General features: G+C 40.0%; 9 protein-coding genes. 3 read left to right on the top strand and 6 right to left on the bottom strand.

Annotation, left to right across the window (positions count from 1 at the left end; genetic code table 11):
* Nucleotides 1–2 precede the first annotated feature (2 nt).
* Nucleotides 3–1,325 (top strand): leucine-rich repeat-containing protein kinase family protein, encoded by a 1,323-nt coding sequence (locus H5116_RS00670; protein ID WP_259398753.1) that lies wholly within the window; start codon nt 3–5, stop codon nt 1,323–1,325.
* Between the two features lie 79 nt (nt 1,326–1,404).
* Here the strand turns inward: H5116_RS00670 and H5116_RS00665 are convergent, their stop codons facing one another.
* The 6 genes from H5116_RS00665 to glk form a co-directional block, all read right to left on the bottom strand.
* Entirely contained in the window at nt 1,405–2,529 is a 1,125-nt protein-coding gene (locus tag H5116_RS00665) for a sterol desaturase family protein (protein WP_024597617.1), read from the bottom strand.
* A gap of 205 nt (nt 2,530–2,734) precedes the next feature.
* On the bottom strand, nt 2,735–3,739 hold the full coding sequence (gene gap / locus H5116_RS00660) for a type I glyceraldehyde-3-phosphate dehydrogenase (protein ID WP_002959757.1): 1,005 nt from the start codon (nt 3,737–3,739) through the stop codon (nt 2,735–2,737).
* A gap of 9 nt (nt 3,740–3,748) precedes the next feature.
* Nucleotides 3,749–4,369: a bifunctional 4-hydroxy-2-oxoglutarate aldolase/2-dehydro-3-deoxy-phosphogluconate aldolase gene (gene eda / locus H5116_RS00655; RefSeq protein WP_002959756.1), complete on the bottom strand. Its 621-nt coding sequence runs from the start codon at nt 4,367–4,369 to the stop codon at nt 3,749–3,751.
* Between the two features lie 33 nt (nt 4,370–4,402).
* Nucleotides 4,403–6,253 carry a phosphogluconate dehydratase gene (edd, locus tag H5116_RS00650; RefSeq protein ID WP_182692865.1) on the bottom strand — a complete coding sequence of 617 codons (1,851 nt, stop codon included), beginning with the start codon at nt 6,251–6,253 and terminating at the stop codon, nt 4,403–4,405.
* A gap of 335 nt (nt 6,254–6,588) precedes the next feature.
* Entirely contained in the window at nt 6,589–7,602 is a 1,014-nt protein-coding gene (locus tag H5116_RS00645; protein WP_182197028.1) for a LacI family DNA-binding transcriptional regulator, read from the bottom strand.
* A 38-nt stretch (nt 7,603–7,640) separates the two neighbouring features.
* Nucleotides 7,641–8,633 carry a glucokinase gene (gene glk / locus H5116_RS00640; RefSeq protein WP_002959751.1) on the bottom strand — a complete coding sequence of 331 codons (993 nt, stop codon included), beginning with the start codon at nt 8,631–8,633 and terminating at the stop codon, nt 7,641–7,643.
* Nucleotides 8,634–8,923: 290 nt separating this feature from the next.
* On the opposite strand from glk, the gene H5116_RS00635 reads away from it, so the two are divergent.
* Both H5116_RS00635 and H5116_RS00630 read left to right on the top strand, forming a co-directional pair.
* Entirely contained in the window at nt 8,924–9,940 is a 1,017-nt protein-coding gene (locus tag H5116_RS00635; RefSeq protein ID WP_024596123.1) for a LacI family DNA-binding transcriptional regulator, read from the top strand.
* 274 nt (nt 9,941–10,214) lie between these two features.
* Nucleotides 10,215–13,400 carry a TonB-dependent receptor gene (locus H5116_RS00630; protein WP_024596124.1) on the top strand — a complete coding sequence of 1,062 codons (3,186 nt, stop codon included), beginning with the start codon at nt 10,215–10,217 and terminating at the stop codon, nt 13,398–13,400.
* Nucleotides 13,401–13,470 lie beyond the last annotated feature (70 nt).

The following is a 13,470-nucleotide window of genomic DNA, read 5'->3' as shown; positions in this document are numbered from 1 at the left end:
CTATGTTGGCTTTTTCATTTTTAGAACATGGTATTAATATGAACTCCCTTAAAGAGCTTAAAAGTGGCAAACTTGTTGGTGCTACTCGCCTGCAATTGGTAGAAGAGCTAACGACATTTCCTGAAGAAATCTTTAGCTTAGCTGACACGCTTGAAGTTCTCGATTTATCAAATAATAACTTATCAACACTACCTGATGAATTTGCCTGTTTAACAAACCTGAAGCGTGTGTTTTTATCGTTTAATCAGTTTAAGCATATTCCTAAAGTGCTCGCTAAATGCCCTGCTTTAATTATGGTCGCGTTTAAAGGTAACCAAATTTCTGAATTTGCTTTAAACAGCCTGCCAAAAAATATTGAGTGGCTAATACTCACCGATAATACGTTAAGCGAATTGCCTGAAGATTTCGGTAATTATACCCAGCTTAAAAAGCTTGCGCTTGCAGGCAATCAACTTAAGCAACTGCCAAGTAGCATGGCGCAGTGTAAAAACCTTGAGCTTGTTAGGCTCTCTGCTAATAACTTAACACACGTAGACGACTGGCTGTTTGAATTGCCTAAACTTGCTTGGCTTGCGTTTGCCGGTAACGATTTTAATAAAGCCCAGTGCCTTACAAAAAGCTGCTTAGAAAATAAGTCTCTTAACGATTACACACTTAGTCATGTTATTGGCCAAGGTGCATCGGGCGTTATTCATTTAGCACAAGCTATTGAAAGTGCTGTAGCGATTAAATTATTTAAAGGCGCAATTACCAGCGACGGCTACCCGCTTGATGAAGTAAATTGCTGCTTACAAGCAGGCGATCACGCTAATTTAATTCAAGTACTTGCCTACATTGAGCAAAGTGATCAGCTAGGTTTAGTAATGGAGCTAATAGATAAAAGCTTTGCTAATTTAGGCCTGCCTCCAAGCCTTGAAACCTGTACTCGTGATACCTTTAATGATGATTGCCATTACTCAACTCACGCTATTTTAAAAATTGCACAGCAAATGGTAAGTACCTTACATCACTTGCATATTTGTAAAGTAAGCCATGGCGACGTGTATGCGCATAACACCATGATAAACAAAGATGCTGATGTATTATTTGGTGATTTTGGTGCAGCCACAAACTTAGCCATGTTAAGTGATTATCAACAAAAGCAAATCGAGTTAATTGAAGTACGTGCATTAGGGTGTTTAATTGAAGACTTATTAGGCACGGTAACTGGCGATGATAGACAAAGTGAGCTCTTTGCTAAAATGTCCGATATGGCAAAATGTGCCATGCAATTTACATTAAATCAAAGACCTACATTTACTGAGTTATTAGCAGAGCTAAAATAAATTTAATATTAATAATATAAGCGAGCAAAATGTAACACCTTACTCGCTTTTATTTTATGTTTATTCGGATTTTCCGAACTTATTTAGTGCGCTTAAACGGGTAAACCTGTTGTTTAAGCATACCTACGGGCATGTAATCCCCGACTACACCATACGCTTGTGGCCACTCTTTTTGGCCTTTAACAGCAGTACCAAACACATAATCTAAAAACGAAAAATGTGCAGCGTAATTTCGGTCAATCGCGGCTTTATCTGACGCATGATGCCAATGGTGAAACTGCGGTGTAACCATAAAATATTTTAGCCAACCAAATTTCACACGCACATTTGCATGGTTAAACACAGCCTGCAAACCCACAATTATTACGTACAAACTAATTATTTGCTGTGAAAAACCAAGTACAAATATAGGCGTGAGCACTAAGCTGCGCGTTACGAGTATTTCAAGAATATGCTGGCGAGAGCCCGCTAACCAATCCATTTCTTTAGCACTGTGATGTACGCCATGAAAGCGCCATAATAAAGGGACTTCGTGATAGGCACGATGCACCCAATACTGCATTAAATCAGCCACGAGTATTATTAAAAACAACTGCACTATAAAGGGTGTTTGCTCTATATAACCTTGTACTGTAGATGATACAGCCCAGCCAAAGCCATAATGCACAAAGTGGTTAGTAACGAGTAATACAAAACCAATAATTAAATGATTTACAAAAAAGTGGTTTAAATCGCCTCGCCATTCGCTACGTAATATTTTTTGATCTTTACGATGAGGTAATAACTTTTCAATCACAATAAATATAAGTGTTGAGCCGAGTAAATCTAAAATAAACCAATCAAGCCCTATATAAGGTGTATCAGAAGCAAATTCGTTTACTTCAACGTTTGGTCCGCCAAACATAATAGCGAGTAAAATAAAAAACCACGCTGTAGCCCCTAAACGCTTATTGGTATTACGTACAAAGTTAAGTAATCCTAAACTGCCCGAGACCAATAATGATGCAAACATAAGCTGACGTAAAAAGTCGACGCTGTAGCTTTTTCTCAGCTCTGGTGTGGTTAAATATTCAGGAAAGTGAAACGCTAATACGCCTAAGCAACTCAGTATTGCTAAAAAGCAGGCTATGTAGCCACTTATGTTGCCCTCACCTATCTGAAGATGATTTGTGCGAAATACTTTTCGCGATAGAGCTCTGATCATTTTTATTATTCCTTGCGTCGTTGAGTTGATTAAATACAACGAAATTCCATTGATTTACACACCCACATATTAACAAAATTTAGGGTATAAAAAATACAAATAGTTCCCTTCTAATTTTGAATTGCAAATATACAGATAAACTAAACGCAAAAAAGCCACGCAATGCGTGGCTTGGTTGGATAAAGCTAAACTTTTACAAGGTCAATTATAAGTACTGACCTAATGCTTTAACTTGGTCTAACATGCGGTTTGAGAAACCCCACTCATTGTCGTACCAAGCCATTACTTTAACTAGTTTGCCATTGGCTTTAGTTTGCGTTGCATCAAAGATAGACGACGCTGGGTTATGGTTAAAGTCGATAGAAACAAGCGGAAGCTCGTTATATTCTAAAATACTCTTCATTGAACCCGTTGATGCTTCTTTCATGATTGCATTGATTTCTTCTGCAGTCGTATCACGCTTAGTGATAAACGTAAAATCAACTAAAGAAACATTGATTGTAGGTACACGTACCGACATACCATCTAATTTACCAGCAAGTTCTGGTAATACTAAACCAACAGCTGCCGCAGCTCCTGTTTTAGTTGGGATCATAGATTGAGTTGCACTACGCGCACGGTATAAATCTGGGTGGTAAACGTCAGATAAGTTTTGATCGTTGGTGTAAGCGTGAATAGTCGTCATGCTACCTTGCTCAATACCTACTGTATCGTTAATTGCTTTTGCAATTGGCGCTAAACAGTTAGTAGTACAAGAAGCGTTAGAAATGATATTGCTATCAGCATTAATTACGTCGCTGTTTACACCATGCACTACTGTTGCATCTAAACCAGTACCTGGAGCAGATACGATTACTTTTTTCGCGCCTGCAGTAATGTGCTTAGCAGCGTCATCACGTTTAGTGAAAAAACCAGTACATTCTAAAACGATATCTACGTTTAGCTCTTTCCACGGTAAGTTTGCAGGGTCACGCTCTTGCGTTAACGTAATTACGTCATCCCCAATTAGCATAGTGTTGTTTTCAAGTGTTACTTTTTTTGAAAATTGACCATGAACTGAGTCATATTGCGTTAAATGTGCATTTACGTTAGCTGGTGCTAAATCGTTAATTGCTACAATTTTAATTTCGCTGTTTTGAGCTGACTCATAAAGTGCACGTAAAACATTTCTACCGATACGGCCGTAACCGTTAATTGCTACATTAATCATTTTAGACTCCTATTTAAGTTCACTTGCTTGGCGAGCAAGCGCTTCAATTGCTTGCCAGTCTTTATTTTCAATTAGTTGTTTATCTAGCATCCACGTACCACCAACACAAATAACGTTGTTAAGCGCTAAATAATTAGGAGCAGTTGCTAGGCTAATGCCGCCAGTTGGGCAAAAAGTAATATGTGGTAATGGGCCACCGATTGATTTAAGCATAGCTGTTCCGCCTGCAGCTTCTGCTGGGAAGAATTTTAAATACTTAAAACCATGCGACGCAAGTTGCATAACTTCACTTGCAGTTGCAGCGCCTGGTAAAAATGGTATATCTGATGTTTTAGCTAAAGCAATAAGCTCATCGCTCACACCTGGACTCACCATAAAATCTGCACCAGCAGCAACCGAAAGATCAAAACTTGCCTTATCTACTACCGTACCAGTACCTACATAGGCTTCAGGTACTTCTGCTTTCATTAGCTTTACAGCTTCTGCAGCAATGGGTGTACGTAGTGTTATTTCTAAGGCTTTTAAGCCACCGTTGTATAAAGCTCTTGCAAGTGGTGCTGCATCTTCTAATTTTTCGATTACAACCACTGGCACTACGGGTGCCGATGCTAAGATTTTTTCAATACTCATTACTTGTTCCTCATTACCCAGTATGGCTAATATTTATTCAAGTCCAAAAGCACTCGCGCCTAAATCGGCACTGCTTACGATATTTCTAAATCCAGTAAATAATTCACGACCTGTACCAAATGTTGCACTTGGCAGGCTAAGCTCTGCTTCACGCTTAGCAAGTTCTTCGTCGCTAACGTGTACTTTTAATATTCCGTTTGGCGCATCAAGCGTCACTAAATCGCCTTCTCGGATTTTAGCAATAACGCCGCCTTCTACTGCCTCTGGTGCTAAGTGAATAGCAGCAGGTACTTTACCTGATGCACCCGACATCCGACCGTCAGTAACAATGGCTACTTTAAAGCCTTCATCTTGAAGCGTTGCCATTACTGGCGTTAACTTGTGTAGCTCTGGCATACCTTTCGCTTTAGGGCCTTGCTCTTTTAGCACGGCAATAAAGTCTTGGTTTAATTCGCCACGAGTGTATGCATCTTGCAGAGCACTTTGTGAACTAAATACTTTTGCAGGAGCAGTAACGGTTTGATGTTCTTCAGCAACAGCTGACACTTTGATAACAGCTTTACCTAAGTTGCCAGTTAGAAGTTGCAGACCACCTTGCTTACTAAATGGGTTACTCACTGGGCGAAGTACTTCTTCATCGTGCGAGTTTGCTGGGCAATCTACCCATTTAACTTTAGTTGGGCCAGTTGAGTCGCTCATGATCAAGCTATCGTCTTTATCTAAACGAGGCTCTGTCATGTATGGTGCTAAACCATCGCCAAGCATTGTTTTAACGTCTGTATGTAAGTAACCAGCGCTTGCTAGTTCTCGCATTAAGAAACCCATACCGCCTGCTGCTTGAAAGTGGTTTACATCAGCTGAGCCGTTAGGGTAAATACGTGTAAGAAGTGGTACAACTTCTGATAAGTCAGACATATCTTTCCACGTAACCTGAATGCCGGCAGCTTTTGCTATCGCAACAATATGGATTGCATGGTTAGTAGAACCACCTGTAGAAAGCAGACCCACTAAACCATTTATAATCGTTTTTTCGCTGATCACATCGGCTAAACAAGGGCTTTCTTTATCATCCGTAAGCTGCTTAAGCATAGTTTCTACAGCATTACCTGTAAGGCCATCGCGAAGCTCAGTGTAAGGATTAATAAACGAGCTACCTGGAAGGTGTAAGCCCATTATTTCCATCAACATTTGGTTTGAATTGGCAGTACCGTAGAACGTACACGTACCAGCGCTGTGATAAGACGCACTTTCAGCTTCAAGTAAGTCTTCGCGGCTCACTAAACCTTGTGCAAACTTTTGGCGAATACGTGCTTTTTCTTTATTCGGAATACCTGATTGCATTGGACCTGCTGGTAAAAAGAACACAGGTAAATGACCAAACGACAATGCACCAATTAATAAACCAGGAACAATTTTGTCACAAACGCCTAAACAAAAAACGCCATCAAACACATCGTGCGAAAGAGAAATTGCTGTAGACATAGCAATTACATCGCGAGAAAAAAGTGAAAGTTCCATGCCGTCACGCCCTTGCGTAACACCATCACACATTGCAGGAACGCCACCAGCAACTTGAGCTGTAGCATCGTATTTTGTTGCAATGTCTTTAATTAAATCTGGGTAGTCTTTGTATGGCACATGAGCCGATAACATATCGTTATATGAGTTGATAATAGCAAGATTTGGCTGCTCATCAGCCTTTAAGCGCGCTTTGTCATCACTGCTACATGCAGCCATAACATGGGCTATATTTCCGCAACCTAAACCGGCACGAACTCTTGTTTGTTTTTTTGCGTGCGAAATGCGATCTAAATAATCTTGACGGGTATTTTTACTGCGTTCGATAACGCGCTGGGTAACTTCTTGAATACGAGGATGTAACATAATTTAACTCATCTCTATTAGTTAGAGGATAAAGGCTCAGTAGCAACTACAGACTCCACGTAAATAACTGTACTGAGCATCTTTGATTTACCCGTTCAAAGGTACGCTACCAGGGAGCCTCTCACAACAACCCTGACACCGGTGTCACTGTATTAACGCATAGCAATGACACCGGTGTCAACCCCGAGTAACAAAAATAGTTTAATATTTTAACATGACCGAATAATGACCTAATTGATTTTTAGGCACAAACCATGTTTTAGCAAGTTCAGAGTAAAAAAAGCCCGAATAAGCGTCACTCATATTCGGGCTACTGTGAAAGTGTTTTAAACTCACTATTTTATTGCTGAGGTAGACTCGCGTGTAATCAAGCGCGACTCAAGCGTTACCTGATACGGCTGCTCTTGTGGTTGAGCTATGTGTAAAATAAGTTGCGTTACGGCTTGTTTAGTCATTTCTTCAACGGGCTGTGCAATCGTTGTTAACCCAGGCCAAATATGACGTGCAATGGGCGCATTATCAAACCCAGCTATTGAAATGTCATCAGGCACTTTTAATTGGCGCTGAGTTGCTAATTTAAGTACGGCAGCCGCCATGTAATCGTTTGATGCAAATACAGCGGTTGGCCTAGGGGATAAATCTAATATGCTGCGTGCACTATCTACACCTGAGTGATAACTAAAGTTACCCTCCTCGACTAAGCGCTCATCAAATTCTATACCATGGCTTGCAAGTGAACGCCTGTAACCTTTAAAACGTTGTTGCGTGGCACTGTGATCCGGGTGCCCTTTAATAAAGGCTATAGATTTATGACCGAGGTTAATTAAATGCTCGGTAATCTCAAATGCGCCTTGCTCGTCGTTACTACGCACTGAAATTGAATCATCTTGTAGTAAAGCTGAAGCAACTCTTGCATAAGGAATTTTTTTAGATTTTAAAAAAGAAGCAAGCTCAGCAAAATCACCAAAAGGAGGTGTTAGCACAATGCCATCTAATCGAGAAGTTTGTAGTAATTGCTCAATATTATTTATAAGTGCTTCACCACGAAACTCACAAGGGTGTATCAATAAATTATAGTTGTTTTCTTTACACGCTTCTAAGGCGCCCGTTTGCACTCGGGTAATATAACTTTTACTTGGGTTATCGTATAAACAGCCAATAATAAAGCTACGATTTTGAGCAAGACCTCGTGCAATTGGATTTGGGGTGTAATCAAGCTCTTTAAATACCGCAAGCACCTTTTCTCGGGTGGCGGCACTTACATTAGGCTCATTGTTTAACACGCGTGAGACGGTTTTTTTAGAAACCCCTGCATGGCTTGCTACACTATTTATGGTTACTTTTTTCATCTGTCCATTATCCAAATACAACCTGTAAGACCAAAGCCCTATTTGCTATTGTGTAAACACGCAGCAGCGCCAATAAGCGGTATGTTGTCTTGTGTTACGAGTGTTACAGGGATTTGTCCTGCGTACTGCGACATAATACCCTTTTGCGAAAATCGTTCAACAAAACGACTCTCAAGAAGTCTCGCTTGCATACGAGGTAGTATTCCACCGCCAATAAATAATCCACCTAACGCGCCATAAACAACCGCTAAATCACCGGCAACACTGCCAATCCAATCACAAAACTGGTTTAAGGTTGCATCACACACATCACATTCACCACTATTTGCAAGGCTGCTAATTTGTGCGGCATCTAAATTTTTAGCTGTTACACCCTTAACCGCAGACATTGCTTTGTATAAATGCGTTATGCCAGGACCTGAAAAAACTGTTTCGATAGAAACATGGGGATGATCTTTACGTAACTCATTTAATAATAAAGTATCGAGTTCATTAACAGGTGCAAGTGATATATGCCCCCCTTCTGAACTTAGCACTGCGGTAGATTGAGACGTTCTAACTAAGCACGCGGCACCAAAACCAGTACCTGGACCTATAACACCAATGTTTGCGTTATCATCAGCTTGACCTGATTTAACAATGACATTTTGTTTAGGATCTAAGTAAGGGGCAGCGTAAGCAAAGGCAGCAAAATCATTAATGACTTCAAGTTGTTGTAAATCAAAATGAGTTTTAAATTCACTGACGCTAAAATGCCAACCTAAATTGGTTAAATGCACTTGCCCGGCTTTTATTGGCCCTGCAACGGCTAAACATGCGCGTTTGGGTGCAATATGTGGGACTGTTTGTAAATATTGCTCGAGCGCACTTTCAAGAGAACCAAAATTGGCACTAGGAAAAATATTAATGTGCTCTATTATAAATTGGTTAGTCTGTTCATTAAAAGCAGTTATTAAAGCAAAGCGGGCATTAGTGCCGCCGACATCAGCAACTAAGATGGGATCAAATTGGGCAGAAGCGTTTGGGCTCATAGTATTATCTCTTTTGTTAAGCGACTCATGCTTATTATTTTACAATGGTGTACCATTGTTATTTATACTTTGAGCTATCACCTCAAAGTAGCTATCACAGTAAAAAATGCTGCCTATAAAGATATAGACAGCGAATACGTTTTGACAACAAAATGATAAAACACTGACATTATGACACCGGTGTCAGGAATTTATCAATAAAAATATACGTTAATTCACAAAAAGCTTGAAATTATTCATCAATAAACGAAAATGACACAATAATTTATCAATTTAATTAAGTTGTAACAATGAAAGGTAAAGCTACCTCATTTGATATTGCCCACTATGCAGGGGTATCTCAATCGACTGTATCTCGCGCTTTACGTAACAGCCACCTTGTTAATGAAGAAACACGCAAGCGTGTTTTCGATATAGCCAAAAAGCTTAATTATAAAGTTGATAAAAATGCGAGTAACCTTCGCACTCAACAAAGTAGTACGCTTGCATTATTGTTGTTTGAAGATCCTACTTCTGACGAGTCCCAAATAAATCCTTTCTTTTTAGCCATGCTTGGCAGTATTACCCGTGCTTGCGCTAAAGAAGGTTACGATTTATTAGTTTCATTTCAATCGGCCAGTGCTGATTGGCAAGCAGACTACGAAGACAGCCACAGAGCTGATGGCATTATTTTACTCGGGTATGGCGATTACATTGATTACCAACCAAAATTTAACACCTTACTTGAACAAAACACTAAGTTTGTTTGCTGGGGTGCAACGGTAGATAACCGTCCCGATTTAACTGTTTGTTGTGATAACTACGGTGGCGGTAAGCTCGCCGCAGAGCACTTTATTGCGCATAGCAGAACTGATTGCGCTTTTATTGGTGACGCCTCTGATCACAGCCCCGAATTTTTTAGTCGTTTTCAGGGTTTTAAAGATGAGCTATTGGCTAACAACGTTAAAATAAATGAGCGTAAAATGGCTAATGCTATCTCTACTGAAGAATCTGGCTATCACGCAACACGCTCACTAATTGCTAATAATATTAAATTTAACGCCTTATTTGCTGCAAGTGACTTAATTGCTATTGGGGCTATACGCGCACTTAAAGAAGCAAATATTAACGTGCCGAAAGATGTTGCGGTAGTCGGCTTTGATAATATAGCCATTGCAAGTTATGTAAACCCACCACTAACTACAATAGAGCAAAACACCACTATTGCTGGGCAAATGTTAGTAGAGAACCTATTAAAACTGATACGTGGTGAAGAAGTTCAAAGCACCCTGTTGCCTCCTATTCTCATTCCTAGAAAGTCAAGCTGAGCCTTCTCTTTCCATGTATATGCCGATTACATCCATTCACATTCGTTTACAAACAAGAAAACCATTTAAAAACAGACAATTAAAAAAAAAATAGCGAAAAAAATCACTTTTAAGGCCCAAAACTGACTGTTTCAGCACCTATTGCGTAGTTACTCACCATTAACCGCATTTACTATTTAGTTTCAATAATGTAAATTTATTGTGATGCTATATTTCACTTTGTTTAATTTATGATTTATAGCTTAAATAACAATAATATCTCAGGGATTTACATATGTTTAAAACTAAAGCACTATCAAATGCAATAAGATATTCTTTATTGCTAGGATCTGTAGCCTTAGCGCCTAACGCGCTAGCCCAGGAAAATGACTTAAACTCAGACGTTGAACTAGAAGAAGAAGCGCCAGAGCGAATTGTTGTAACAGGTTCGCGTATAAGAAAAGCTGAATTTTCAAATGCATCGCCAATTCAAATTATCAACGGTGACTTATCTCGTGAAATGGGTTTATTTGATGCAGGTTCAATGCTCCAGTCAACCAGCCAAGCGGCTGGTGCTCAAATAGATAATACATTTGGTGGTTTTGTACTAGATAACGGTCCAGGCGCTGCAACAATCGGATTTCGTGGTTTAGGTGCTGAGCGTACTCTTGTACTTATCAACGGTCGAAGAATGGCTCCAGCAGGTGTAGGTGGTGCGCCAACTTCACCTGATTTGAACTTAATACCAGGTGTAATGATTGAGCGTGTAGAGAATTTATTTGATGGCGCATCAACCGTTTATGGTTCTGATGCAGTAGCGGGTGTAGCTAACGTAATATTAAAAAAAGATGTTGAAGGCTTTATTTTTGATGCATCTTACCGTCAACCTAAAGGTGAAGGCGGTGAAGAAACTGTACTTTCGGGTATGTGGGGCAAAACCATGGATAATGGTTTTATCACCGTTGGTGTTGAATATTCAGAACAGAAATCTCAATCTTTAGCTGGCAACCCTTTTGTTAAAGGGTGTGAAGAGCGTATTTGGGAAGCTGAAGATGGCAGTATCGTAACCCGAAACAGTGGCTATGGTCCTGTAGCAAGCGGTGAAGATTCATGTGACATTTTCCCTCTAACAAACCGTATTAGCGTACCATCTTTCTTTGGTAGTGTTTATTATACACCTGACTTTACAAACACTGGTATTCCAAACTTCAGCGAATCAACTGTACCATCAAGTCTTGAAGGGTTTTTACCTTCATGGGTAGCGGGCGATTTTGATGGCGATGGTATAAATGATGGTGTATTTGTAGATGGTAACGGCGATGGTTTCCGTGACGTTGATTTCCAAGACCCTCTATACGCTTTCCAACAATCTGATTATTACAAAAGTGGTGATTACAGAAGTAAAAATGAACGTATTTCACTAATGCTTAATGGTGAATATAACTTCCAAGATGATAACGATACAACTTTCTACTACGAAGGTTTATACGCTAGTCGTAAATCACCAATTTTTAGCCCAGGTGCACAGATATTCCAACAAGTAGCGGCATCAAACCCATATAACCCTTGTGGAACAAACGGTATTGACTGTTTTGGCGTGTTAGGTGTGGGCCCTGGTGGACCAGAAGCCGTTCAGCCAATCATCAATATTCGTGGTGACCGTGATCAAACTGAGGTTGAAGTTTCACAATATCGTTTAGTTACTGGTGTTACTGGTAATCTTGGTATGTTTGAAAACATCGGTTTAGACAATTGGTACTACGACGCGTCTGTATCGTACAGCGCATCAAAAGGTACTGACCACCGTGTTGGTATTGATGAAGAGCGCTTAATTAACTCATTAGAAACCGCTGTTCTTAATGATGATGGTACTGTTACCTGTGGTACCGGTTCTGATGGATGTGTTCCTGTTAATTTATTTGCAGATAGTATTTATCAAGAAGGTGGCGGTACGCTTTCACCTGAAGAAGCTGCTTACTTATTTATCGACCGCGATATCGAAACTAAAGTAAACCAGTTTGTTTTCAATGCATTCATGGGTGGTGATTTCTTCGCATTACCATGGAACAACGAAACTGTTGCAGGTATCGTTGGGGTTGAATATCGTCGTGATGAAATTGAATCAAATCCAAATGCTGCTGCATCTCAAGGCTTACTATGGGGCTATTTTGCTGACCAAGGCGCTGATGGCTCACGTAACTTAAAGGAAATATTCACAGAAGTTGAATTCCCTTTACTTAAAGGTGTTAAAGGCGCTGAAGAACTTACATTTACAGCTTCTGGCCGTGTTTCTGAAGAATCTTTCTACGATGCAGAATCGACTTATAGTCTTAAAACAATTTACCGTCCTGTTGAGTGGTTTACTCTACGTGCAACAAAAGGTACTTCGTACAGAGCACCTAACCTACGCGAGCGTTTCTTAAACGGTACGTCTGGTTTTAATACAGTTGCCGATCCATGTGTTGTTCCGGAAGATGCTCGTAATATCGACCCATTGAACCCAGGTTCAGCAGCTACATATAATGCAGCTGAAGAAACACGTGATACAGCTGTACTAAACGCTTGTCAAGCATCAGGTATTGATCCAACTACTCTTGGTTTAGGTCAAAATGGAACTGACTCATACACTGCTGCTTACAGCGCTGAGATTGAAACTGGCGGTACAACTGAGCTTAGTGCTGAAACATCAGTGGCTAAAACATATGGTTTTATCTTTGAACAACCGTTCACTGATGCATTTGATTTAACAATGTCATTAACTCGTTTTGATATTGAAGTAACGAATAGTATTGCAGAGCCAAGCGCTGGTTACAGTATTGGTCAGTGTTATTCTGCTGATGGTAATGATGCTTTCTGTAGCCGTATCGGGCGTGATGAAAATGGTCAAATTGATTTAGTTGATGCTAGCTTTATCAATATTGGTTTAATCTCATCTAAAGGTTTTGATTACAATATCTACTTTGAAACAGATACAGTAATTGCAGAAGAAAACCTAGGTATTACACTTGATCTTCAAGCTACTCGCATGACAGAGCAAGTTTTTGACGTGCTTGGTACTATTGATGACAATATGGGCGAGCCAGATTCTCCAGAATGGCGTGGTACCGCTCGCTTACAACTTAAATACTCTGATTTTAGATTTAACTGGGAAACGCGTTTCATCGGTAAAGGTCGTGAAGATGAGGATGATTTAGGTGAATTTGAAGAAGGCACTGCAGGTTGTCGTGGTTTAACCGACGCTAACGGTGAAGCACTTAAATGTCGCCCAGTTGGCTTCACCGATGACTACTTTGTACATAATATCGGTATGACTTGGTCTAACGATGCTTATAAAGTGAACTTTGGTGTTCGTAACGTGTTTAATGAAGCTCCTCCTAAAGTAGATCCAAGTGGTTCTTTTTCAAACACTAATATCCCTCTAGGTGTTGGTTATGACACTTCAGGTCGTAGCCCATACATCAGTTTTACAGCTTCTTTTTAATTAGAATTGGCTGAGTAAATATTCAATCCAGATGGCCTAAAATTTTAGGCCATTTTTTTTGAGGGAATAA

The organism is Pseudoalteromonas sp. SG45-2, from assembly GCF_014164115.1.
In the GTDB taxonomy this organism is placed as follows: domain Bacteria; phylum Pseudomonadota; class Gammaproteobacteria; order Enterobacterales; family Alteromonadaceae; genus Pseudoalteromonas; species Pseudoalteromonas distincta.
This window is presented reverse-complemented; position numbering and strand designations above follow the sequence as displayed.